The 24,401-nt window shown below is 46.1% G+C and carries 24 protein-coding genes and 1 pseudogene; 8 read left to right on the plus strand and 17 right to left on the minus strand.

Annotated features, from left to right (window positions below):
• Positions 1-9: 9 nt before the first annotated feature.
• The 10 genes from ACZ07B_RS10005 to ACZ07B_RS10050 all read right to left on the minus strand — a co-directional run bounded on the left by ACZ07B_RS10005 (position 10) and on the right by ACZ07B_RS10050 (position 10,999).
• On the minus strand, positions 10-1,278 hold the full coding sequence (locus ACZ07B_RS10005) for an MFS transporter (protein ID WP_464877152.1): 1,269 nt from the start codon (positions 1,276-1,278) through the stop codon (positions 10-12).
• Positions 1,279-1,325: 47 nt separating this feature from the next.
• On the minus strand, positions 1,326-2,162 hold the full coding sequence (locus ACZ07B_RS10010; RefSeq protein WP_003232752.1) for an SDR family oxidoreductase: 837 nt from the start codon (positions 2,160-2,162) through the stop codon (positions 1,326-1,328).
• Positions 2,159-3,238, minus strand: a complete 1,080-nt coding sequence (gene uxuA, locus ACZ07B_RS10015) for a mannonate dehydratase (protein ID WP_464877153.1) — start codon at positions 3,236-3,238, stop codon at positions 2,159-2,161. The genes ACZ07B_RS10010 and uxuA overlap by 4 nt, the downstream gene beginning before the upstream one ends.
• Positions 3,239-3,262: 24 nt before the next feature.
• Complete coding sequence (locus ACZ07B_RS10020) at positions 3,263-4,282, minus strand: zinc-binding alcohol dehydrogenase family protein (protein WP_464877154.1); 1,020 nt, start codon at positions 4,280-4,282, stop codon at positions 3,263-3,265.
• Positions 4,283-4,287: 5 nt separating this feature from the next.
• A complete protein-coding gene (gene allD / locus ACZ07B_RS10025) occupies positions 4,288-5,301 on the minus strand; it encodes an ureidoglycolate dehydrogenase (RefSeq protein WP_217019714.1) in 1,014 nt (337 codons plus the stop codon).
• 104 nt (positions 5,302-5,405) lie between these two features.
• Positions 5,406-6,785, minus strand: coding sequence for an MFS transporter (locus tag ACZ07B_RS10030; RefSeq protein ID WP_038428817.1), 1,380 nt, complete (start codon positions 6,783-6,785; stop codon positions 5,406-5,408).
• Between the two features lie 67 nt (positions 6,786-6,852).
• Positions 6,853-8,274 carry a glucuronate isomerase gene (gene uxaC / locus ACZ07B_RS10035; protein ID WP_212129785.1) on the minus strand — a complete coding sequence of 474 codons (1,422 nt, stop codon included), beginning with the start codon at positions 8,272-8,274 and terminating at the stop codon, positions 6,853-6,855.
• 198 nt (positions 8,275-8,472) lie between these two features.
• Complete coding sequence (locus tag ACZ07B_RS10040; protein WP_015383407.1) at positions 8,473-9,651, minus strand: NAD(P)/FAD-dependent oxidoreductase; 1,179 nt, start codon at positions 9,649-9,651, stop codon at positions 8,473-8,475.
• Between the two features lie 39 nt (positions 9,652-9,690).
• Complete coding sequence (locus tag ACZ07B_RS10045) at positions 9,691-10,113, minus strand: helical membrane plugin domain-containing protein (RefSeq protein WP_003220510.1); 423 nt, start codon at positions 10,111-10,113, stop codon at positions 9,691-9,693.
• A gap of 388 nt (positions 10,114-10,501) precedes the next feature.
• Positions 10,502-10,999 carry a cupin domain-containing protein gene (locus tag ACZ07B_RS10050; RefSeq protein ID WP_464877155.1) on the minus strand — a complete coding sequence of 166 codons (498 nt, stop codon included), beginning with the start codon at positions 10,997-10,999 and terminating at the stop codon, positions 10,502-10,504.
• Positions 11,000-11,278: 279 nt separating this feature from the next.
• On the opposite strand from ACZ07B_RS10050, the pseudogene ACZ07B_RS10055 reads away from it, so the two are divergent.
• From ACZ07B_RS10055 to ACZ07B_RS10070, 4 genes and pseudogenes are all read left to right on the plus strand, one after another.
• A pseudogene (locus ACZ07B_RS10055) lies at positions 11,279-11,874 on the plus strand (multidrug resistance efflux transporter family protein).
• Positions 11,783-12,097: a multidrug resistance efflux transporter family protein gene (locus ACZ07B_RS10060; RefSeq protein WP_367949456.1), complete on the plus strand. Its 315-nt coding sequence runs from the start codon at positions 11,783-11,785 to the stop codon at positions 12,095-12,097. The pseudogene ACZ07B_RS10055 and the gene ACZ07B_RS10060 overlap by 92 nt, the downstream one beginning before the upstream one ends.
• A gap of 119 nt (positions 12,098-12,216) precedes the next feature.
• Positions 12,217-12,969, plus strand: coding sequence for an ABC transporter ATP-binding protein (locus ACZ07B_RS10065; RefSeq protein WP_042974221.1), 753 nt, complete (start codon positions 12,217-12,219; stop codon positions 12,967-12,969).
• On the plus strand, positions 12,969-13,721 hold the full coding sequence (locus ACZ07B_RS10070; RefSeq protein ID WP_042974219.1) for an ABC transporter permease: 753 nt from the start codon (positions 12,969-12,971) through the stop codon (positions 13,719-13,721). The genes ACZ07B_RS10065 and ACZ07B_RS10070 overlap by 1 nt, the downstream gene beginning before the upstream one ends.
• Before the next feature lie 45 nt (positions 13,722-13,766).
• On the opposite strand, the gene ACZ07B_RS10075 is transcribed toward ACZ07B_RS10070, so the two are convergent.
• The gene (locus tag ACZ07B_RS10075) at positions 13,767-14,582 is read right to left on the minus strand and encodes a uroporphyrinogen-III synthase (RefSeq protein WP_217019715.1); all 816 of its coding nucleotides are present in this window, start codon (positions 14,580-14,582) and stop codon (positions 13,767-13,769) included.
• 173 nt (positions 14,583-14,755) lie between these two features.
• Here ACZ07B_RS10075 and ACZ07B_RS10080 point away from each other — a divergent pair, with 173 nt between their 5' ends.
• Complete coding sequence (locus tag ACZ07B_RS10080; protein ID WP_003232781.1) at positions 14,756-14,944, plus strand: hypothetical protein; 189 nt, start codon at positions 14,756-14,758, stop codon at positions 14,942-14,944.
• A 40-nt stretch (positions 14,945-14,984) separates the two neighbouring features.
• On the opposite strand, the gene ACZ07B_RS10085 is transcribed toward ACZ07B_RS10080, so the two are convergent.
• Positions 14,985-16,163: a glycosyltransferase gene (locus ACZ07B_RS10085; protein ID WP_042974217.1), complete on the minus strand. Its 1,179-nt coding sequence runs from the start codon at positions 16,161-16,163 to the stop codon at positions 14,985-14,987.
• Between the two features lie 22 nt (positions 16,164-16,185).
• Complete coding sequence (gene yjiB / locus ACZ07B_RS10090) at positions 16,186-17,376, minus strand: monooxygenase YjiB (protein WP_015252307.1); 1,191 nt, start codon at positions 17,374-17,376, stop codon at positions 16,186-16,188.
• Positions 17,377-17,766: 390 nt separating this feature from the next.
• Here yjiB and ACZ07B_RS10095 point away from each other — a divergent pair, with 390 nt between their 5' ends.
• Complete coding sequence (locus tag ACZ07B_RS10095; protein WP_042974212.1) at positions 17,767-18,045, plus strand: hypothetical protein; 279 nt, start codon at positions 17,767-17,769, stop codon at positions 18,043-18,045.
• 30 nt (positions 18,046-18,075) lie between these two features.
• Here the strand turns inward: ACZ07B_RS10095 and ACZ07B_RS10100 are convergent, their stop codons facing one another.
• From ACZ07B_RS10100 to fdhF, 4 genes are all read right to left on the minus strand, one after another.
• Positions 18,076-18,693: an NUDIX hydrolase gene (locus tag ACZ07B_RS10100; RefSeq protein ID WP_042974209.1), complete on the minus strand. Its 618-nt coding sequence runs from the start codon at positions 18,691-18,693 to the stop codon at positions 18,076-18,078.
• A gap of 92 nt (positions 18,694-18,785) precedes the next feature.
• Positions 18,786-19,376, minus strand: coding sequence for a DUF4352 domain-containing protein (locus tag ACZ07B_RS10105; protein WP_042974206.1), 591 nt, complete (start codon positions 19,374-19,376; stop codon positions 18,786-18,788).
• A 290-nt stretch (positions 19,377-19,666) separates the two neighbouring features.
• Positions 19,667-20,227, minus strand: coding sequence for a helical membrane plugin domain-containing protein (locus ACZ07B_RS10110; RefSeq protein ID WP_129092399.1), 561 nt, complete (start codon positions 20,225-20,227; stop codon positions 19,667-19,669).
• Entirely contained in the window at positions 20,220-23,177 is a 2,958-nt protein-coding gene (fdhF, locus tag ACZ07B_RS10115) for a formate dehydrogenase subunit alpha (RefSeq protein ID WP_406901279.1), read from the minus strand. The genes ACZ07B_RS10110 and fdhF overlap by 8 nt, the downstream gene beginning before the upstream one ends.
• A gap of 145 nt (positions 23,178-23,322) precedes the next feature.
• On the opposite strand from fdhF, the gene ACZ07B_RS10120 reads away from it, so the two are divergent.
• Both ACZ07B_RS10120 and ACZ07B_RS10125 read left to right on the plus strand, forming a co-directional pair.
• Positions 23,323-23,898 carry a YjgB family protein gene (locus tag ACZ07B_RS10120; protein WP_014476503.1) on the plus strand — a complete coding sequence of 192 codons (576 nt, stop codon included), beginning with the start codon at positions 23,323-23,325 and terminating at the stop codon, positions 23,896-23,898.
• Positions 23,899-23,998: 100 nt separating this feature from the next.
• Positions 23,999-24,397 carry a ribosomal maturation YjgA family protein gene (locus tag ACZ07B_RS10125; RefSeq protein ID WP_086344587.1) on the plus strand — a complete coding sequence of 133 codons (399 nt, stop codon included), beginning with the start codon at positions 23,999-24,001 and terminating at the stop codon, positions 24,395-24,397.
• Positions 24,398-24,401: the final 4 nt, after the last annotated feature.

A 24,401-nucleotide genomic window follows, 5' to 3' on the forward strand; every position in this document is an offset into this window, starting at 1 on the left:
ATTTCCAGATTAATAAGACACAGGGTTTTCCGCTTCTGTTCCCGCTGTCTTGCCGATGATTGGACGGACAAAACGAATCACAGCAAGTGAAGCGAAGACAGCCAGCCCTCCGGCAAGCAAAAATGCTCCAGAAAACGTGCCTGTTTGGTCAACAATAAATCCGGTTAAAGCCGGGCCGATAATTCCTGCCGTGTTGGCGAGGAAATGCATGAAGCCGCCAACAGAACCGACATTGTTTTGATCAACCACATCTTGAATGACAGCCCAATAGATAGCACCGGTCAAATAAAGAAAGAACACTGACAGAGCGACAAGAGTGACAGCCCCCGCAGTCGTTGCCACAAGCCCGGCAAAACCAATCAGGACAGCTGATGAAAACAAACACGTGACAAGCACAACCTTGCGCGAGAACAGCACACCTTTTCGGGCCGTTTTTTTGTACACATAGTCAGAAACAAATCCCCCTGCAGCCAGCCCGATAAAGCCTAAAATCCACGGTATGACCGTGATGACACTCATCGATTCAACACTTAATCCCCGCTCGTCGACAAGATAGCTCGGAAACCACGTCAAAAAGAAGAAGAGGATGTAGTTGTAAGCGAAAAAAGCGAACGCCGTGAACAGGACCGTTTTTTGCTTCAGATAAAAGGTGAGCGGAATTTTTTCTCTGGGAGACGTTTCTGCTTTTATTGCCGGTGCTTCCTTGATCGTCTCTTGCGGCTTTTCTTTGACAAACTTGAACCAGAGCACTGCCCATATCAATCCAATAATCATAATGAGAACGAAGGATACCTTCCAGCTGAACGCCACTGCGATCATGCCGACTATCGGGCCGGAAATGGCTCCCCCGAGCGGCGTGCCGCTGTTGGTTACACCGATAACAGACGCCCGCTGGGTCGGCGGAAACCAGTTGTTCACCATCTTGTTGATGGTCGCCGAAAGCGGGCCTTCTCCCATTCCGAAGAGAATGCGTATAATCAGCAGACTGACAAAGCCAAAAGCGAGGGCGACTGCTCCGCTAAACAGCGACCAAACAACCATCGCGACAAACAAGGTCAGCTTTGCCCCATAGCGGTCGGATGCCACGCCCCCAAGAAAGTTAAAAATCGCATAACCAATCGAAAAACTGCTGAAAATCAAGCCCATTTGCGTGGCAGACAATGTGAGATCATCCTGAATAAAAGGAGCTGCAATGGAAAGCGCCGAGCGATCCAGGTAATTAATCACCCCTGCCAGGAACAAAAAAAGGATAACGGGAAGCTTATCTTTTGAAAACATCTCAACCTCACCCCTATGTTGGTTCAGTTTCTGTTGCACCGCTTTCGTTACACACCTGAATAAGCCATAAATCCTCCATCGACAGGAACGGTGATCCCAGTGACAAAACCGGAATAGGATTCATCCGCCAGCCAAAGAAGCGTACCGAGCAAATCCTCGGGTTTTCCGAAGCGCTTCATCGGTGTTCCCGCAATAATTTTGTGAGATCGGCTGGTGAACGTTCCGTCTTGGTTGATCAGCAGATCATGATTTTGTTTTGTCAGAAAGAAGCCTGGGGCAATCGCATTGACCCGCAGCCCGGTTTCGGCAAAATGAACAGCCATCCACATCGTAAAATTATTGATGGATGCTTTCGCGGCACTGTATGCCGGAACCTTCGTCATAGGTGAATAAGCACTCATGGAAGAAAGGTTGATGATCGCCGGTGAATCGGCTTTCAGCAGCTCTTTTCCAAACACTTGCGAGGCCAGAAACGCACCGGTGAAATTGGTGGAGAATACAGTTAGAAAGCCCCTCTCATCCATATCAAAAAAGGATTGGCCTTCTCCCGCTTCTTCATATGTCTCCACATCGGTTATCGCGTCAGGATGATTGCCGCCAGCCCCGTTAATTAACAGATCAACAGCGCCAAATTGGCCAAGGATGTCTTCCTTTGCCCGCTCCAGTGACATCCTGTCCAGCACATCCGCAGCAACAGCGCACGCTGTGCCGCCAGCCGCCGTTATCTCCTTCACGACCGCTTGGCCTTTTTCAGCCGTCCGATTCAATATCGCCACCTTCATGCCATGACGGGCTAGCTCCCGTGCCATCGCAGAGCAAAGCACGCCGCTGCCGCCAGTGATGACAGCCGTTTTACCAGTCAGGTTCTCATGCAGCGGGATCATACGTCCACCTCTTTTTTTGCCATTGCTTCATAGGCGTCCCACAGCCCGTTCAAATACATGATGCCAAGTGCCCGATCGTATAAGCCATATCCCGGGCGGCATTGCTCGCCCCAAAGATGGCGCCCATGATCCGGTCTGACATATCCTTCGTAATCCTGATTATGCAGTTCTTCCATCACGCCTTGAATGTTGATCGAACCATCCTTTGTTAAATGAGATGTTTCAATAAAATCACCATTCTCATAAATTTTCACATTGCGAATATGTGAAAATGGAGCGATGCCGGCATACGTTTTAGCGATCTCCACCATGTCGTTAGCGGGATTGGCTCCCATTGAACCTGTACAAAGGGTGATACAATTAGACGGTGAATCTGATATCGCCCGCAGCTTCTTATAGCTTGCCTCTCCTGTGATAATGCGCGGCAGTCCGAAAATCGACCACGGCGGGTCATCCGGATGAATGGCCATTTGAACACCATAGGCCTCAGCAACAGGAAGAATTTCCTGCAAAAAGAATGATAAATTGTCCCATAGCTTTTCTTCATCGACCGTTCTGTAGGCAGCAAAAAGCTCTTTGATCCGAGCTAATTTTTCGGGCTCCCACCCCGGCAGTGTCATGTCAGATGCATCCTCCACCGTCCGAATCAGCTCTTGAGGATCAAGGCTTTCCACCTTGGCCTTTTCAAAAAACAGAGCGGTCGATCCATCTTCTAGCGGCCGGAACATGTCCGTGCGTGTCCAGTCAAAAACCGGCATAAAATTATAGCAAATCACTTTCACGCCAAATCCGGCAAGGTTGCGGATCGTTTGCTTGTAGTTTTCAATATACCGGCCGCGTTCTTCGTTCCCAAGTTTAATTGCTTCGTGAACATTCACGCTTTCTACAACTTCAGCATGAAAACCATAGGATTGAATATATTCGGTCTCGGCTCTGATTTCTTCTTTTTCCCACACGTCGCCGACAGGCTTTTGATGGAGAGCCCAAACGATGCCTTTGACACCGGGAATTTGCTTCACGTGTTCAAGTGTGACTGTATCGTTGCCTCTTCCATACCATCGGAATGTCATATTCATGCTCGCACCTCCGGATTCAGTCATTTAATCAAACGTGATGACGGCTTTTCGCACCTGATCTGGATGCTCCTTAATAAACTGAAATGCATGATGAACGTCATCAACTGAAAATGTATGGGTCACCAGCCCGTTATGCACTAACTGGCCTCTATTCAAAAGCTCTACCACTTTTGGAAACTGATTGGTCTGCAATCGCGATCCGGTTATCGTGACTTCTTTTTTTGTAATCGGCAGCTGAGAAATCTGAGCCGCTCTTTCATCAAATCCAAGCACAACCACATGTCCCGCCGGTGACACAGCCTCAATTGAAAGTGCAAAAGTCTCCGGCAGGCAAACAGCATCAATGACCACGTTTGCTCCTTCATTCCCAGTCCATTCATGGACCCGCTCGGCAACATTTTCTGCTTGGACATTTACAACAGCATCGGCGCCGTTTTCTTTCGCAAATGCCAGCCGCTCGTCGTTCAAGTCAGTCATCATGACAGCAGCGCCCGCCAGCTTTGCCATTTTCAACACACAGATCCCGATGGGCCCCGCTCCCTGGATCAGGACGGTATCACCTTTTTCCACCTGGCCTCTCCACACCGCCTGGGCGCCTATCGTATAAGGCTCGGCCATGACTGCTTCCTCCCAAGGCAAGTCCTTTGAGACCGCGTGAAGCTGCCTTTCCGGAAGCACAATATATTCCCGCATGCCTCCGTCCTCATGTACGCCAAATACAGAAAGCTTGGCGCAAACATTCGGCCGCCCTTTGCGGCAGGCATAGCACGATCCGCAATAAGAAATCGGCTCAATTACCACATGATCACCGGGTTTTAGGCTCTGTACTTTCGCACCAACTTCCTCCACTTGTCCCGTTACCTCGTGTCCGATGACTCTCGGGAGGGTAGCAAGCGGATTCGTTCCATGATAAATGTGCATGTCTGAACCGCAAATGCCGACTCGCTTAACTTTCACGAGCACTTCATCATCCTTTGAAAGAACTGGCTTCTTCACCACCGCTGTCACCAGATCATACGCTTTTCGCACTTGAACCGCTTTCATTTTTCTCACCTGCTTTTTAAGAATTCATACACGCTCCGGGCGATAGAAATTCCGTTTTTCTTATTTCTTTCTTCATGCAGCTGCTCGATCTCGCCGGGCACATACACTCTTTCGAATCCAACAGCCGGCGGTGATTGCTGCAGTTCATCAATCATGTCATCCATCTGCTCTAAAAACGTATCCCAGTCAGTAAAAAAGGCTGGATTGATCGCGCAAACGTAATGCCCCAGCTTTCTTTTTTGATCAAGGCCGCTGTACATTTTGGCAATATGAGGGCCAAAAGCCGCGCCCGCCAGCAATCCGGAAAACACATCCACTACAATCGATAGTCCATAGCCTTTCGGGCCGCCGAATGTTGAAAGTGAGACGACCTTGTCAGGATCAGTTACTGCTTCTCCGTTTTCATCGACTCCCCATCCTTCAGGAATTTCTTTGCCCTCTTCACGGGCCTGCAGAATCTTCCCAAAAGCCACTTTGGATGTCGCCATATCTAAGATAAACGGTTTTTTATGCTTAGCCGGAACACCGTAAGCAATCGGATTTGTCCCTAAAAAAGGAGTCCTCCCCCCAAATGGGACAACGACACTGTCTGTATGCGTCATTGCCATTCCGAGCAGCTTTTCGTCAGCCGCTTTTTGCACAAAATAGCTTAGCGCTCCGCAATGACTGCTGTTTACGGCCGTGACCATGCCGACTCCGTTTTTCTTCGCCATGTCAATTGCATGGTCCATCGCCATGTCGCAATTCACATGACCGAAACCATCGTCTCCGTCAAGCACCCCGGTCACAGGCCCCGTCTCTTTAAAAACAGGCTGTGCCCCAGGATTGATCCCTCCCGCTAAAAGCCTGTTCACATAGTGTTCTGTGCGCAGCACGCCATGCGAATGTACATTGCGCAAATCAGCGTGCACGAGAACATCTGCTACTTTTTCAGCATCTCGTTCATTCAAACCGGCACCGGCCAGCTTTTGCCGAACGAGTCCCTTTGCTTCTTCAGCTGCAATTGTTATCGTTTTCAAACAAGTGCCTCCTTCCTTTTCAGTTTTTTGGGCACTCCCCTAGCGAAACCCCTACAAACACATTTTATTTACAAATTATTTTAAATATTCTTTATATTATATTGTCAGTTCTTTTGATGAAGATCCTGAACGATCTGAGCATGCTGCTGGTCTGTGAGTTTATAAAGAAAGCCGATAATGATCATCGCTAATGCCAAAGCAATGGCCGGATACAGAAGAAGCAGCGCTTTGATGCCAATCAGCGCCTGTGCTGTCTGGACTGCATTCGGCACATAGCCGATAATCCCCAAACCGATCCCCGAGAGAAAGCCAGACAAAGATTGAGCAAGCTTTCTGGAGAAATTGAAAAGTGAATATGTCGTTGCTTCCTTCCGTTCACCGGATTTCCATTCGCCATAGTCGATAATATCGGAGACAAGAGCCCACGTGATGCCATTTGGGATACTGATTCCAATAAAGGCGATACTGGCGAGAATTGTAAACACATAAACGTTAGATGGAAGCATAAAGTTGATCAGATCCGCGGCCACACTGATGCCGAAGCCGATCATTGCCGTTCGTTTCTTTCCAAACATCTTGACGAGCTTTGGAAGGAATACGACGCCCAAAAAGGAAGAACCGATAATTATAAAGTTCATATAAGCCATTAATTCAACATTGCCCAGGTTATATTGTGCGAAATAGACGAGCATGGCGGATTTAATGTTGTATGCGGAAATTGAAAAAATCGTCATCAGGACAAGGGTTAACAGCGGTTTATTTGTAATAAATGTTTTGACGACAGATGAGAGTGTTAATTTTTCTTTGGGTGCTTCCGATATGACAATGCGCTCTTTGCAGTTGCGGTAGCAAATATAAAACCAAAGCACACCGAGTGCGGCGAACAAGCCCATGACCACCGGGTAGCCGACCTTCGGATTATCAAACTTGATGAGCAGCGGCATCACGGCAACACTTGTGATAAACAAGGCGCCAAGTGATCCGATTTGGCGGAACGTCGAAATGGAGGTCCGGTCCTCAGAATTTTGAGTCATCGCTGCCCCTAATGAGCCGTACGGAATATTCACAAACGAATAGCCGATGCCCCAAATCATATAGGATGCATATGCATAAATCAGTTTTCCGGTCGTTGATACATTGGGAGACAGAAAAATAAGAACAGTAAGCACCGCAAGCACGATGCTGCCGATTAATAGATAAGGCCTGAATTTCCCCCGTTTGCCGATATTTTTGCGATAATCGATTGATGAGCCGACAATTGGATCTGTTATCGCCGCAAACAGCTTACTGACTAAAAAAATGCCGCCGGCCATCGCAGCGGGGATTCCCGCTACATCAGTGAAATACTTCAATAAATAAATCTGGCCGAGATCAAACATAAAACCATTGCCAAAATCACCAAAACCATAGGACATTTTCTCTTTCAATGAAAGCCTTTTTTCCGTTTCGACCGACACAACCTTATTTGCCAGTTCAGTTCGCATGTTCCACCTCTGTGCCTTAAGAATTTTCGGATAGTGGTCCGCTCAGCGATACTGAGCGGACACTTTGTTACACGTTTGCTTTCTCTTCTTGAAATTGAAAGTAGTGTTTCGCATTGTCATAGCAAATCCCCTGAACGATGCTTCCCAGAAGTTCCATATCGCGCGGCACTTCGCCGTTTTCCACCCATTCTCCAATCAAATTGCAGACGATCCGCCTGAAATATTCGTGGCGCGTATACGAAAGAAAGCTTCTGGAATCGGTGAGCATGCCGATAAAACGGCTGAAAAGGCCAACATTTGATAACGCTTTCATTTGGTCGAGCATCCCGTCTTTAGTATCGTTAAACCACCAGGCTGTGCCGAATTGTATTTTTCCCGGGGTAATACCGTCCTGAAAACTGTTGATCATGCTGGCGATGACATAGTTATCATTTGGATTCAGTGAATATAAAATCGTTTTCGGCAGCTGGTTCTTCATCTCAACTGAGTTCAGCAGCTTGTATAAAGGCTTGGCAATTTCTTCATCGTTCATTGAATCATAGCCTGTATCAGGTCCGAGCCTTTTCATCATTTTTGTATTTGTGTTTCTTAAAGCGTTGATATGAAACTGCATCGCCCAATCGAGCTCCGCATACAAACCGCAAAGAAACTGAAGCGTATATGTCTTAAATTTCTTCTCATCTTCATAAGAAACCTCTGTTCCTTGTAATCTGTCAGAAAAAATCCGTCCAGCTTCTTCTTTTGTTGTTTCGGCAAATACCATTGAATCTATCGCGTGATCAGAAACTCTGCCGCCGGCTGAGTGGAAGAATCGCACTCGTTTTTCCAACGCCTTTAAAAACGCATCATAGGTTGTAATGGATATGGCGGCGGCATCTTCAAGCGCCTGCACCCACTCAGGAAAGCCTTCACGATTGATCTCAAGTCCTTTATCCGGCCGAAATCCGGGCAGCACGCTGACAGGAAAGTCTTTGTCTTCTTTTAATAATAAATGGTATTCAAGAGAATCGACAGGGTCATCCGTTGTACACACGACCTTTACATTTGATTTCACGATTAAATCCCTTGCCCCGAAGCCATCCCCTTGGAGCAGTTCATTTGTCCGTTTCCATATAGCCGGCCCGGACTTCTCGTTTAAAATCTCATAAATGCCAAAAAAACGCTGCAATTCTAAGTGAGTCCAATTGTAGAGTGGATTGCCAATCGCCATCGGCACGGTTTTCGCCCAAGCCATAAATTTCTCCTCATCAGGCGCGTCTCCGGTGATGTATGTCTCCTCGATTCCATTGGCTCTCATGATGCGCCATTTATAATGGTCACCATACAGCCAGGCTTCCGTGATGTTTTGAAATGTCTTATTTTCATAGATTTCTTTCGGACTTAAGTGGCAGTGGTAATCAATAATTGGCATGTCTTTCGCATAATTATGATAGAGGCTGACAGCGGTTTCATTTTTCAATAAAAAGTTTTCGCCCATGAAGGGTTCCATGTCCTCACCGTCTTTCATTCTATTTCAAAATGTTAACGTTAACATTTTGATTTGTATCTATTTTACCTTTATATTCCTCTGGGATCAATCTCTTTTTTGAAAATGAAATGTTAACGTTAGCATATAAACAAAAAAAAGACATTGCCAGAAAGCACCCGGAAAGGAACGCTTTTGGCAATGTCAAATTCATAAAAAGGATTAGTAAGCCAGGCTGAAAAGTCCTTTAATGTGTGTTAAGTAGCGTACGTTACTTGCTTCTTTCATCAAGGAAGCAGGAAGACCTTTAAGCGGTGTAGAATTTGCACCAATGATGGCAACCGCGTCTTTGCGTCCAAGGCTTGCAAGTGTACCAGAGTTTACTGGCTTGAATGTTTCAAGCGTTTTGCCTTCCAGGTAAGCGAATAGGTTGTAACCGATCAGCTCACCCATTTGCCATGCGATTTGTGCAGTTGGCGGGTATGGACGGCCGTCTGCACCGAAGTAAACTGCGCTGTCTCCAGCAACGAATACATCTTCATGAGATGTAGATTGCAGGAAGTCATTTACAGTCGCGCGTCCGCGGTTCACTTCTAGACCTGATTCACCGACTAATGGGTTACCTTGTACGCCGCCAGTCCAAACAAATGTGTTGGCAACAACTTTAGATCCGTCTTTCAGATCAATTACGTTTCCTTCTACATTTGTAACAGGAAGACCTGTTAAGAACTCAACGCCGCGTTTTTCAAGGCTTGCAGTCGCACGCTCGATAAGATCATCCGGAAGAACAGGAAGGATTTTCGGACCTGCTTCAACAAGTTTCAATTTGATTTCTTTATGGTCTACGCCGTATTTTTTCGCAAGGTTCGGCATGATGTCAGCAAGCTCACCAACAAGCTCAACACCTGTTAAGCCGCCGCCGCCGATAAGGATTGTTGCATCTGCTTCGTTTTTCGTTTTAGAGTACTCGCGCACACGATCTTCAACATGTTGAAAGACTTTGTTCGCATCAGCAGCAGATTTCAATACCATGCTGTTTTCTTCAAGACCTGGGATGCCGAAGTAAGCCGTTACAGAACCAAGACCTACAACAAGCGCATCGTAAGTTAATGTAGAACCGTCAGCAAGCGCAACTTCTTTTTTATCAACAGAGAAAGAGCTTACTTCCGCAATTTTAAGATCAATGTCTTTGCCTTTGAAAAGTTTTTCTAATGGCATTGCAACCGCTTTTTCAGACACGTTGCCTGCAGCAAGGCGGTGTAATTCCGTAATGATTTGGTGAGTAGGGTATTTGTTTACCACTGTCACGCGTGCTTGTTCTTTTGTGTAATGTTTGCGAACTGTTAGAGCAGAAAGAACTCCGCCATAACCAGCGCCTAGAATGACAATATGTTTTGACATCGTATATCCTCCGTCCTTTATATCAATTTGAATCTGAGATTATTTTTGGTTTTCGCGTTCGTTCATGACTTCAAGGTAGCTGTTAGCAAAACGGAACAGCTTTTGAGCTTGAGGATCTTTCAGCATGCGAAGAAGGCCGAAAAGTCCAATTGTTTCGTTGCTTGCTTCCGCGCGGTCTTTTGCTTCGATCGCAGTCGCAGCTACTTCTTTCGCTGTTTCTTTTACAGGCTCGAGAATTTCAGTGATCGCACCGACTGTGTCGCTCTTTAACACTTCGTCAGTCGCTACAGACTGAGCGAAATCATAAGACTTCGTTAAAATATTCACTAACTCAGTCAGCTTCGGAAGCTGGTCAACTAAAACAGTCAATGATTCTTGAACTTCTGGCTTTAATAGCTGATCAATAAGATCTTGCTGGCTTTGGCTGACAGACGCATTTGTTTGATCGATTGTTTCTGGCATATCCAATTCTCCTTTACTATAAGCAGTTTGCTGATTTTTTTGGAAAGGGTAGTGCCTCTCCCTGTCTCACGCTTTTAAGGCATAAGAATAAGGATTGTGAATTCGTGCACAATCATTTACAAAAATAAATGTTTACTACCCAGTTTTTCATCTTGCCATATTCAGTATTATTTTTATCTAAAAATAAACAATTGAATAAGTCAAAATCCTTTACTCTCTCTGAAAATAGCAAACACAAAAAACTCCAATTCGATTACCTTCTATATGATAACACTTTTTGAACAAAATTTGAACGTGAATTGCTTCGATTATGAAATTAATTTATATGGAGCTCATGTCATAACGTTTCTGCGGCACTAGTTATTGACAATCCAGCAATTTCTCCCCTTCACTTTACCCATATTTCCAATAGAGGATCTCTTTTTCCTGTGATCGGATCATTCGCCGGCAACGCCGCCTGCTTAATCTGTTTGACCGCTTCCTCCCGCTCATTCGGCTTCCCCGTCTTCATATCATACTGAACGCCTCCGGGATAGGCGCCAAGGACAGTAAAATCGGGGCTTGAGCTGAGCTTTTTATGTCCGACTCCGGCTGGAATCACGACTGCGTCGCCTGATTTGAAAGGGATGGCAGCCCCTTTTTCTCCCCCAAACTGAATCACAGCTTCTCCCCTAAGGGCAATCAGGACTTCATGCGTATTGCTGTGATAATGATGGTATGGAAAAACACTCCCTGACCAGCTGTTTGACCAGCCATGCCGGGTGACGATCCGCTCTGCCAGTCCGGTGTCCTTAAGCGCGTTTTGATACACCACGAGCGGAAAATCAGGGTGATTCGGAATCCTGCCGTCATCCGAAAATAAGTATGTCTGTGTCTCTCTTTCCATCAATTTCACCTCCCTTTTTTGTCTTCCACACATTGCGGTTCGCAAAACATGATGTTTTTCTCATGATTCCATTGATCTGCATGATACCGAATAGTATAAAAAAATAATGCCAGAATGAGGGATATCATGAAAGCTATCGTTATTGGAATATTGGCTTCACTCTTTTTCGCCGTTACCTTTATATTAAACAGAGCGATGGAGTTATCCGGAGGCAGCTAGCTTTGGAGCTCTTCGCTGCGCTTTATTTTTATGGTGCCGTTTTTATGTTTGATTGTCATCATGAGAGGGACATTCACGCCTCTCTTACTAGAGATGAGGAAAAAGCCGTTTTATTGGATCAAATGGAGCTTCGTCGGCTTCGTGCTTTTTTACGCGCCGATTACATTTGCGGCTGCATACGGTCCGGGGTGGCTCATAGCCGGAACCTGGCAAATTACAATTGTAGCCGGGGTGCTCTTATCTCCTTTGTTTTATGTCAAACAAGATATGCCGGGCGGTCCGCAGCTCGTTCGGCAAAAGATTCCCTGGTTTCACTTGGCACTTCTATGATCATCCTGATTGGAGCGGCTCTGATTCAGCTTCAGCATGCAGAAGCGCTTTCTGGGAGGATGCTGCTTTTCAGTGTGCTGCCGGTTGTCATTGCGGCTTTTGCCTATCCGTTAGGAAACCGAAGAATGCTCGAAGAATACGGAGGCCGGCTTGATACATTTCAGCGCGTGCTTGGAATGACATTGGCAAGCCTTCCATTCTGGCTTATATTAGCAGCTTACGGCTGGTGGTCAGATGGCCTTCCACAGCAAGTCAAACCGTTCAATCCTTATCGTTGCCATCAGCTCAGGCATCATTGCGACGATTTTATTTTTCTGGGCCACTGATATGGTAAGAGACAATCCTCAAAAACTCGCAGCTGTTGAAGCCACTCAATCCGGTGAAGTGATTTTCGCGCTGCTGGGTGAAATTGTTCTGCTGTCAGGCGTTTTCCCATCTCTTTTATCATTTGCCGGTTTATTCATTATAATAGCAGGGATGATGTTACATACCTTCGTTTCACAGCCGAGAAAACCGAAAAAGAAAGCACAGTCAAATCTGACTGCGTAGCATTTGCAGGAGAATGGGTGAAAGCCTGTTCTCCTTTATTTGTGCTATCAAAAGGGATCTGTTTCACGTTATAGTTAAATATAATGTCAGCCTACTTATATTGAAAGGTGATTATTGTAATGGAAGCAAACGATCAAACACAAAACATACCAGCCATCTCCTTCAGATCAGTCAGAAAAAGCTATAAACAAGATGGACAAACCTATGATGTGCTGCAGGATGTCACCGGTGACATTCAACAGGGTGCACTCGTAGCCGTTTTAGGTCCTTCCGGCTCAGGCAAAAGCACCCTCCTTTCTATGTGTAATTTAATGAGAACGCCTGACAGCGGCGAAGTCAACATATACGGAAAGGAAGTCAGAGAATGGAATGTCAATGAACTGAGGAGAACGGCAGCCCTCGCGTTTCAATCGGCTCCCGTGCTCGACGGGACAGTGCGTGACAATTTAAGTCTTGTACAAAGGCTGCATCAATCCCAGCTGTACTCTCCTGAAAAGCTGGCTTCTCTTGCAGGGCTGCCGCCAGAGCTGTTAGACAGAAGCGCCAGAGACTTATCGGGCGGGCAGCGGCAAAGACTGTCACTGGCCAGAACGCTCTCAAATCCTTCCTCCATTCTATTGTTGGACGAAATCACGTCGGCCTTGGACCCGGTTTCTGCTCTTGAGATTGAAGAACTGATCAAACGTCAGCATCAAGAGAAAAAATGGACAGTCATGTGGGTCACTCATAATATGGAGCAGGCAAAACGAGTAGCCGATACCATTTGGTTTATGGCAGATGGCCGGCTGCTTGAAATCGCTGAAACCGAAACATTTTTCTCCGCTCCGCAGCATGAAGCAGCGAAAGAATTTTTGAAGGGAGGCACTAGGTAATGGATTACCTTTCTCTCTCTTTAACGATGATCTTTGTTTTGATCGCCTTGTTTTTATCAAAATCCTTTAAAGCAGGTGTAGAAAAAGACATGATCATCGCCACCATCCGGGCCGCGGTGCAGCTGCTTATCATCGGTTATGTTTTGTCGCTGATTTTTCGCGGAGACCATCCTGTTTTTATCCTGCTGATGGTGATGTTAATGCTCGCGGTGGCGGCGCAAAATGTCATCAAGCGAAAGAAAAATGCAATCGGTTCGTTTTGGAGGGTGTTTGCCGCGTTAGCAATCGTAGAAATTGTGACGCAGGGAATTCTTCTGTCTCTTCATATCATTCCGCTTACGGCACGATATGTCATTCCGATCAGCGGGATGGTCATTGGAAATTCGATGGTGCTCTCAAGTTTGTTTCTAAACCGGCTCAACTCAGAAGTCGGCGTTCGCAAAGAAGAAATTCAATTAATATTGTCACTTGGCGGCACACCGAAGCAATCCATACAGCGCATTCTTACTTCAGCGATGAAAATGAGTATGATCCCGACGCTCGAAAGCCAGAAAACACTGGGTCTTGTCCAGCTTCCCGGCATGATGACTGGCCAGATTCTAGCCGGCGCGGACCCGATTCAGGCAGTACGCTTTCAGCTCTTAATCGTGTTTACAACGATGGCCTCAGCCGCGCTGACTTGTGTAATCTTAAGCGTGCTGACATACCCATCATTATTCACCGTTCATCAGCAGCTGAAGCAGAATGAATGACAGGCAAAAGCCGCTTTCCGAGGGAAAAGCGGCTTTTTGTACTTGTTATTCCTTTTCTTCATAATACTTGGCCAGCTCAACAATCATCGCACCCATCCGCTCAATCTCTGGCGCAAGCAGTCTCGTAATGCCCTCTTCCCGCAGTGCTTCAGCAGTAACTTTTCCGACAGCAGCTGCGATGGCGCGTTCTTCGAATACCTTCTTCACTTCATTGATATAACCTCGCCCCTTAGCAAAATCAAACAGGGAACGAACCTGAATGGCCGTTGTAAAACAAACGGCATCGATCTCACCGTTCATCAGCTCTCGGCATAACCGCTCCACCGTTTCCTCCTCCGGCGGGATGTGCTGATAAGGCAGAATCGGCAGGACAGACGCGCCTTTTTCTTCAAGAAATGCCATGAGAGCCGGCGCTTTTTCGCCATGAAGCTGCACCAGGACTGTTTTTCCTGAAAAGTCGTGAGGCTCCAAAGAACGGATTAAGCCTCTTGTTGTCCCGTCTTCATCCGAAGCTTCCGGTGTGATCCCAAGCTTTTTCAACACAGACAGCGTTTTGTATCCCCTGCATGCCGCTTTCGCTTGGCGAATGGCCTGCAGAAACTCATCTTTCAGCCCAATTTTCTCTGCCACATCAACAAGAGTCTCCAGCCCGATGCCTGTCGTGAAAATGACCCAGTCAGCTTTTTTTCCCTCCACAAACGTCCGCAAATCCGGCTCCACCTGCTCCTCTGCTAAGTAAACTGTACCTTGGAGAGTCCGGATGACAGGTATTCCGCCCTGTTTTTCAATGATTGTACTGATTTCTTCCGTTTTTCGTGAGCCACCGATTGCCACACGTTTTCCAAGTAACCCTTTTCCCATATCCGTTTCCTCTCCTCTTTGCATAGGCTTTTTATGTATATAAGCTTAATAAAGCTATTTTGGCGCAAACCAAGGGAGAAATCAAGATAAACCAAAACCCCTAAAATCCATTGAATACGCCGGAAGCTTGCTGTAAGATAAACAGCAGACACGTCTTGTAACGGAGGATCGACATGGAAACAAAAAAAGAAGAATATGAAACAAAAGGCTACGATACATCGATCGTTTACGAATTCAATGAATATCCGGACGCCCGCAGCGGGCGCTGCGACAACTGTGATTACACACTGTTCAAAAGCTCTGTAAAAGGCGGAAAATTTCTTAGAGAATGCCGGAGATGCGGGATGAAAAAAAATATTTAAACAGAAAACCGAAATCAAATTGATTTCGGTTTTTATGTTTTTACTGCGGGACAGCGGATTTTTTCATAAACGCTTCAATCTCAGCTGCCGCACGCTCCGCTCCGCCAGCTTCTTTTACATCTTTTTGCATATTCTTGACGCGGCTGAGCAGCTCTTGATCACTGGATACAGCCTGAACCGCTTCCTGCAGGCTGGAAACAGTCACTTCCTCTTTCGGCAAATAAACGCCAAGGCCTAATTCATCAACCCGATTTGCAGTGAGCTCTTGCTCATACATTTGCGGAATGACGACAAGCGGCACACCTGCGTTCATCGCTTCCATCGTACTGTTCATCCCGCCATGAGAGATGAACAAATCAGCTTTCTCTAACACCTCAAGCTGCGGCACACTTTGGCGAATGGTAAAGTTAGCAGGAATATCCTCCAAGCTTTCTGGATCAATCGTTTTCCCAACCGACATGATCACTTGCCATGAAGAATCCCGAAATGCCTTGATGCACATCTTGTAAAATTCCGGCCATGCGTTAAACGCCGTACCCAAAGAAATCAGCATAAGCGGGCGATCATCCTTGTCAATAAACAGGCCTTCTTGTTCCTTTCGTTCTCCGAGAGAGGGGCCGACAAAACAGAAACGGTCATCGAACGTCTCATGCTGAATCTGAAAAGACTTCGGCATAAAGACAATATTTAATGCTTCCGGCACAGCTAACTGTTCAAATGAAACAGCCGGCAACTTCTCTTGCTCCAAGTAGGCTTTAAATTCAGCCTCTGCTTCTTTTATTTTCTTCAGCATGTCTTCATTTCCTAACTGAAAGGATTCATTTTGGGCATATGACGAACAGAGCTTAATGACCGGAACATTAAGCTTTTCAGCAAACAATTTACCAGCCAGCGCAACAAAGTCATAGATGATCAGATCAGGCTGATCATCCTTATATAACTCCTCAAGCTGCGGCAGAATGCTGAGTGATTCTTTCAAAAGGCTGAGGGGCGCGTCATTCTTTTCCATCATCTCCCTGATTTGCTTAGGATCAATATTCAAGGATGTATGATAGATCAATGCTTCGCCACCGGCTTGCTGAACAGCGGGCGCAAACTCCTCAGTCGTCGCGTACGTGACACGGTGCCCTTTCTCACAAAGCTTCTCTACTAAAGCAAGCGTAGGATTGACATGTCCGTACGCCGGGATATTGATCATCGAAATATGGTACTTTTTCATGAATCTCCAGTCTCCTTATCTATTACATTTTCACACGGAAGCTCTTTAATCCGTATATCACACTGTTTTCAATCGGAGTGATACTGACGCACTCCATATGAGGAAAAGCAGAAATCAAAGACGTTAACGCGATATTTGCTTCAAGACGGGCAAGCGGAGCCCCAAGGCAAAAATGGATGCCATGGCCAAACGCAATATGCGGATTAGGATGGCGGCGGATATCAAACATGTGCGGTCTATCAAACTTTGCTTCATCACGATTTGCCGATGCCACAAACGCCAAAACCATATCACCTTCTTTAATCAGGTGCCCCCCGATTTCCGTATCCCGCTTGGCAATGCGCCTCAAAACCGGGGCGGGCGCTCTGAAACGCAAGGCTTCCTCCACTGCCTGAGGCATCAGTTCAGGATGGCTGCGCAGTTCCTCGTAAACGCCTGGCGTTTCTAATATGCTGTACATCGCATTTGAAATCAGGTTTGTAGTGGTTTCATTTCCGGCCACCAGCAGCAGCGTGCAAAACGGAATCAGCTCTTCACCGGACAGCTTCTCGCCTGTTTCTTCCGCTTTCACTAAAATAGAAATAATATCCTGTGCCGGTTTGTTTCGCTTTTCTTCTATGATGCCGGCAAAAAACGCAGCCAGTTCTTCCTCACACTTATCTCGTTCTTCCAAAAAGGCTTTTTCAGCTTCTTCACTTTTATCCTTCGGTGTACTGACCAGAAGATCAGACCATGCTTTAAACTGATCCATATGCGCTGAAGGCACTCCCAGCAGCTCAGATATCACAATAACCGGAAGCGGGTATGAAAAATCGTGAACAAGGTCAAACTCACTGCGCCCCTGACATTTTTGAATCAGTTCATCTGTGATTTCTTGAATTCTCGGTTCCCATTGCTTCATCACGCGCGGAGTAAAGGCTTTATTCACGACTGAACGGATTTTTGTATGCTTCGGCGGGTCCATGTTAATGATGGAATTTCCAATAGAGCTTGTCTGCTGCGGCATGTAACTGGAAAACAGCTCTTTATCCCCAACAACTTTTTTGACATCATCATAAAGAAAAACGCTCCACACTTGGTTTTCTTCATCAAAGGAAACAGGCGCATCCTTTCTCATCGATTCGTACCATGGAAACGGATGATACGCATCCTGTTTGTTTTTCCCATTGAGCAGCGCTCGCTGCAAGGCTTGCCGGCGGTTTAACACATTCATGTACGGTCACTCCCCTTGAAAGAATTCAGCAATTAATGTTCCACTTCACCTCCCGCTTTCGAAAAAGAGAGGGACTACCACAAATAATTAAATTGATAACAGCAGGCAGGCGATCACGATGTTTGATGCAGGCATCATATATTCCCCCTCGAATTTCGTTCATCTTACCATAATCTTTCAATTTTTTTCTATTCTGCACTGCTGTTTTGGCTCACAACGTGACCTTAGGCATAAGCACGCAAAGCCAATATGGATTCAATTGCACCGCTCCGCTCAAAAAACGTCTCTGTTTTCAACCAAATGCACTAACTCCAAAAATGACTTTCCCATTATGTAAAATAAGCTGATTCTATGATTAAATAGAAGGTAAAAGGTGAAGGAGAGAACAACGTGGCAGCACAGACTAATTACAAAAAACAAGTTGTCGGCATCCTACTTTCACTTGCATTCGTACTGTTTGTGTTCTCTTTTTCTGAGAGACATGAAAAACCGCTTGTTGAGGGAAAAAAACAGGAAAACTGGCATACTGTCGTCGACAAAGCCTCTGTCAAAATTTATGGCAGCCGATTAGTTGAAGAAAACAAATTAAAGCAAAAACTCGGCCATAAACAAGCCGATTCTATTTTGACCCTTCTGAAACTCGCCAACGAAAAACACATTACATTATAAAAAAGAAAGAGCCCACAGGCTCTTTCTTTTTTAGTCAAATATCGTTTTCTTGTCCGGATGGCGCAAAAAGTCAAACAGCATGCTAAGCTGTGAGGGGGTGTTTCGTTTGGGAGAAAGCGGCGGGAGTCTGTCTTCCGGAAAAAAAGCGGCATGATTCGTCTCAATCCCTGTTTCCCCCTGCCCGCCCGTAATGCTGCATGCGATGAAGATTTTATAATAGTGATAAGGCTGAGGGGGATGAGAGTGTTTTTGGCTGTCTAGCACGGCCAGCAATCGAGACGGCTCTGTATCATACCCCGACTCTTCTTTGATTTCCTTGACGACGTTTTCAGCTGGCGATAAACCAATCTCGCAAAATCCACCCGGGAGCGACCACAGCTCATCATGCTTCTCCCGGACAAGCAAAATCTGATTCTCTCGGAATACTGCGCCGCGCACATCCGCTTTCGGTGTCGGATAGCCTTTCTCGCCTTGCCATAAATCAGTGATGACTTCAATCTCCTTCTCCGAGTAATCCGCCATCATTTCCGCGCTGAGCTTCATTAGCTCTTCGTACCTCTCCCTGTCGTACACATCCTTGGAAAAAGCAAGCCCGCCCTGTGCGATCGCCCGAATCCGCTGTACCCGTTCCAGCCATTTGGTTTGCATAATCGATCACCTCACTACCATTTTATACCATAAGTCTCTTTGAAATAAAAAAAGCATGCTCCGATCTTCCGGTGACATGCTCAAAAGATACCTTAATTCAATTTTACCAAATATGTAATATCCTCTGTTTCAAAATTTAAAAATGATGGATTATATGATAGAGTAAGGTTTTTTTCTCCTTTTGGAATCACAAAACTGACTGTGCCTGTTACCTTTTTACCCGAGGCTAACTTCCCTGATTTTAGGCTTGTTTTCAGGTCAGCAGTAGATACTATGTTTGCTCTGATCGATTGATCCTTGCTGTCTTTCAATTCAAAACCGCCACTCGTATAATTGAAAGGCTTGTCGCTTGTATTTTCGATCGTTACCTCAGCTATTAAAAATTCTTCCTTTTGATTTATTGTTTTTTCTTTATCTCCTATTTTCGCCTTATATTCACCTTGTTCTGCCGTCGTATATACTTTATTAACCGAGAAATTTGTGCTGGAAGCTTTAAAAGTTTCGCCTACTTTATGCACCTTTTCATCCGTTTTGGTTTCGTTTTTTTCCTCTGTTTTCTTTTCCGTTGCTGTTGCTTCTTTCTTTGCTGTCTTTTGCTCAGCTGACGCATCACTTGACTTGCTGCACGCAGAAAGCGCAAAGCCAATCGCTAGCACAAACAAAATGAATAATGCTTTTTTCATTGCTGTTCCTCCATCTAAAGTAATCGTTTTCTATTATAATCACGCTTTTCCTTTTCTTAACAGAGAACAAAGTAACAAATTACTCTATCATTTCCAGTCATATTATAGGTCAGCCAATGATATAGATATCTATCCTCTACTGAAAAAATACTGGACGGACCTATGCTGTCATTTCATTTTTCCAAAATCAAAGCTACTTTGTCTTGTTTCTGAATTAGATATTTCATCCTAGTTCCTAAGACTCACCTCATAAAAAAACCCGAGCTGGCTGAAGCCGCTCGGGCAGGAGGTCAATCTCGCTTGTTCATTCCTCTTTTCTCTCGGGGTTCCTGATGATGTTTTTGGTGTTCCGGAGGCTGCGTCGTGCGTTCCAGCTCCTTTGTATCTTGTCCCATTCCTTTTAAAAAGGAAAAGAGCAGTGTAATTGATTTGTTGATTTCCGGGTCTTTTAGCGAGCGGATAATATCAAAATAACCTGTCTTTTCTTCGCTGTTTTTCTGCTCTACAGCGCTTGCCACACCCGCATTCATTTTCAAAATGAGAGGCTCCAGCTGCTTCACGTCCAGCATGCCGAGTGTCCCAAACAGAAGAAGCAGATTTTTCAGCGTATTGGCTGTTTCCTCTGTATCTGCCTTTTTCACCAGAATATCAAGAACTTTATCCCCTTGGCCAAAAAGGCCGCGGAGCAACGGCAGGACACCGCGCTCGTTCATATGGCCCAGCATATGCAAGGTTTCGAGAATCGCTTCTTTGTGATCAACTAGAGCATCTTCAATTTCCCGCAAATCACGCTTTCGCTGATCCTCCTCGGTTACCTCGATTTTCTGGATTTGTTTAATCGCTTTAGCCATTATGGCCCATCCCCCTTTTCACAGCGTCACCAGGGAAAATATAATCCTTCCGCGCCCATTTCTTTTGAACCTGCACACCGATTTGCGGCTGCGGATTGCCGTTGCGGTGGTTGATCTTAGGCAGCGGGCTGATTCCGTCGTGCTTCAAAATTTCCATCTTGGCCGATGTTTCTTTGTAAGCAGGCGTATCGGTATCCTTATCGGCATGGCTGCCTGTTAACAGGTTGATCGCCGCTTCCCCTGAATCGTTCATTGGCAGATATACTTCCTTCCCTTTGACTCGATTAGTAATCAGGCACTTCACTTTGACATTTCCGAAAGGCGATGTGAGTCTGACGAGGGTTCCGTCCTGAATCCCTCGTTCTGCCGCAAGCTCAGGAGAAATTTCTAAGAACACTTCCGGTGTTTTCTCCGAAATCCCTTTTGATTTGTAAGTCAGGTTCCCTTCGTGGAAATGCTCCAAGAGCCGCCCATTGTTGACATGGATATCATATTCCTCACCGAATTCCTCAGGCTCTGTCCACTGGACAGGGTAGAGAATGGCCCTGCCGTCCGGGAAAGGGAAGCGCTCTGTAAAGAGTAAAGGCGAATCCTTTCCATCAGCGTTTACAGGCCATTGCAGGGAATTATAGCCTTCAAGACGTTCATAGGTGACACCGGCATAAATCGGCGACAGCTTGGCTGCTTCTTCCATAATGTCTGCAGGATGCTTATAGTGCCAGTCGGCGCCAAGCTTATTGGCAACCTCCATAATAATCTGCCAATCCGGCTTTGATTCGCCCAGCGGTTCAAACACCTGATACAAACGCTGAATCCGGCGTTCTGTGTTTGTAAAGGTTCCTTCTTTTTCAAGGCTTGGGCTCGCAGGAAGAACCACATCAGCAAACTCCGCTGTACGTGAAAGGAAAATGTCCTGCACCACAAAGAAATCAAGCTTTTCATATGCGGCGTGTACATGATTGATGTTGGAATCCACCAAGCCCATTTCTTCACCTTTTACATACATCGCTTTCAGCTGTCCGGAATGGATTTTTTCAATCATTTCGTGGTTGGTCATACCCGGCTCCTTCGGCAGCGGCACGCCCCACGCCCGCTCGTATTTTTGGCGGACTTGTTCGTCCGTCACTTTTTCATAGCCCGGCATTCTGTCAGGCATGCTTCCGAAGTCACTTGCTCCCTGCACGTTATTATGGCCGCGCAATGGGTAAGAACCTGCTCCCGGTTTTCCGTAGTTTCCTGTCACAAGCAGCAGGTTAGAGATCGCCGTGCTCGTGTCGCTTCCTCCAATGTGCTGTGTCACGCCCATCGCCCACAAGGCGCACACACTGTCAGCTTGCCCGATCATCTCTGCCATTTGGATAAGGGTTTCTCGATCAATCCCGGTTTTCTCCTCAGCATATTCAAGTGTGTACGGCGCGAGGCTTTTTACATATTCATTTCGTCCGTTCACTCTTTCTCTCAAAAATCGTTCATCGGCCTTGCCGTTTTCTATTAAATATTTGGCGATCGCATTCAGCCAGACGATATCCGATCCGGCACGCGGCTGGACAAATAAATCGGAGCGTTCTGCCATTTCGTGTTTTCTGATATCCGCGACGATCACTTTCTGCCCTCTTAGCTTATGAGCCCGTTTAATGCGAGTGGATAAGACTGGATGCGACTCAGACGTGTTCGAACCGATAATCAAAACAAGGTCCGCTTGCGCGATATCTGTAATTGATCCTGAATCACCGCCATAGCCGACTGTCCGGAACAGGCCGGCAGTCGCAGGAGATTGGCAATAGCGAGAGCAGTTGTCCACATTATTTGTGCCAATGACCCCTCTGGCCAGCTTTTGCATAAGATAGGATTCTTCATTTGTACATTTAGAAGATGTAATAAAAGCGAGAGAATCCGGGCCAAACGCCTCTTTTAATTCCGTGAACTTGCTGGCGATCAGCGATAACGCCTCCTCCCACTCTGCTTCACGAAAATGGTCACCTTCACGGATCAGCGGCTTTGTCAGGCGTTCTTCGCTGTTAACGAAATCCCAGCCGAACTTGCCTTTCACACAAGTAGAAATGCCGTTGGCTGGCGCTTCCTCCTGCGGCTCTACTTTCAGAATGTCTCTGCCCTTTGTCCAGACATCAAAGCTGCAGCCGACGCCGCAATACGTGCAGACGGTTTTCGTTTTTTTGATTCGTTCATCACGCATAGCAGATTCCATATCAGAAATCGCGAGAATCGAGCCGTAGCCTGTCTCTACGCCTTTCGTGATCTCGATCATCGGTCGCAGCGTTTCGTTATTGATGCCTGTTAAATATCCGGCTTCCCCTTCCATTCCTTTTTCCATCATCGCGTTGCACGGACAGACCGTTGAACAATGGCCGCATGACACACATGAGGACTCATTGATCGGCACGTCGTTATCCCAAATGACGCGCGGGCGTTTCCGCTCCCAGTCAATGGTCAGCGTTTCAGTTACCTGAACGTCCTGGCATGCCTCAACACAGCGTCCGCACAAAATACATTGATCTGGATCATAACGATAAAACGGATGGGATTCATCCTTATGGTATGGCTTGTGATCAAACGGAATGCTTTGGTGATTGATTTTCATTTCCTTCACCGTATTATGTATTTCGCATCCCCCATTGTTGTAATCGCAAACTGTACAATAAAGCTCATGATTATATAAAATCTTGTCCATCCCGATGACCTGCGCTTTTTTCACGTCAGATGAGAGCGTATCAATGATATCCCCATCCTTTAATTCAGCGGAGCACGACCTCTTCAGCTCACCATTGATGCTGACGATGCACGTATCACATGTTTCAATCGGCCCTAAGCTTGGATGATAGCAAACTTGCGGCACTTCAATCGAGCTGTTATTCAAAAGCTGCAGCACCGTCTGTTCCTCGGACGCTTCCATTTCAACGCCGTTTATTGTGATTTTTTTCTTGCCAGGCATCTCCATTCCCCTTTCTTGCTTTATATACCGAATTACCTATTTCAGTTCCCTTACAACAACTCAATAAAACATACAAAGCGCACTCACATGTTTTATTGCACTAACACCGGGAAACGGGATGGTAGATCAATAAGGAGGGATCAACATGAAAAAGACAATGTCTGCTATTACCGCTGCGGCAGCAGTAACAAGCTGTTTTACCGGCTTTGGGGCTGCGTCCTTTTCAGCACCTGCAAAGGCCGCAGCTCAAACAAACACACTCTCAGAAAACACGAATCAATCAGCCGCCGAGCTTGTCAAAAACCTCTATAACACCGCCTATAAAGGGGAAATGCCTCAGCAGGCGCAAGGCCTTACCATTAACAAAAGCACAAAAGGGGATGTCCACGCTGCGTTTGGGGAACCGGAAAGACCAGTCGGGGGAGACAATCGATTTGATTTATATCACTGGAATATGGGACAGCCGGGCTACGGATTTTCCTATCATAAAGACATGACAATTTCAGAAATCCGCTACTTTGGAACCGGTGTGGAACGGCAGCTGAATTTAGGCGGAGTTACGCCGGAAGTGCTGCAGAAGCAATTAGGGCCAGCAAATCGGGTGTTAACCGTCCCGTTTACCGATGAAATCGATTATGTATATGATACAGGCCGCTATGAACTCCATTTTGTAATAGGCACGGATCAGACAGCCGACCATGTAAACCTAAAAGCAAAATAAACACCCTACGCGGCTATTCAGCCGCTTTTTTAGTGGACAAATAAAAGCTATATTCCTTACAATACAGGGAGATGAAGCAGAGACGGGGTATCAATTCGCAATGAAGCGAAATCGTTGGATATATGCAGTTTTCACCTTACTGATCATTGGGCTGGGGCTTGGATCCAGAGCATACTCCAGGGTTCTTCCTGATACCCTCAATACTTATCTTGGGGACTCGTTGTGGGCCGCCATGATCTTTACGGGATGCGGATTTCTATTTCGGAAGCTGAAGACAATGATAACGGGCATTATCAGTCTTTCTTTCTGTTTTGTCATTGAATTCAGCCAGCTCTATCATGCCGAATGGATCGATCAGATTAGGGATACTTCTCTTGGCGGACTTGTACTGGGGTACGGTTTTTTATGGAGCGATATCGAAGCATATACAATCGGAATTGCCGCCTGTGCCGCCATAGAACTGCTGGTTTTGGGAATCAAAAAGCGCCGCTGTATGTGACGCT

It is taken from the genome of Bacillus sp. 9.4 (genome assembly GCF_055486415.1).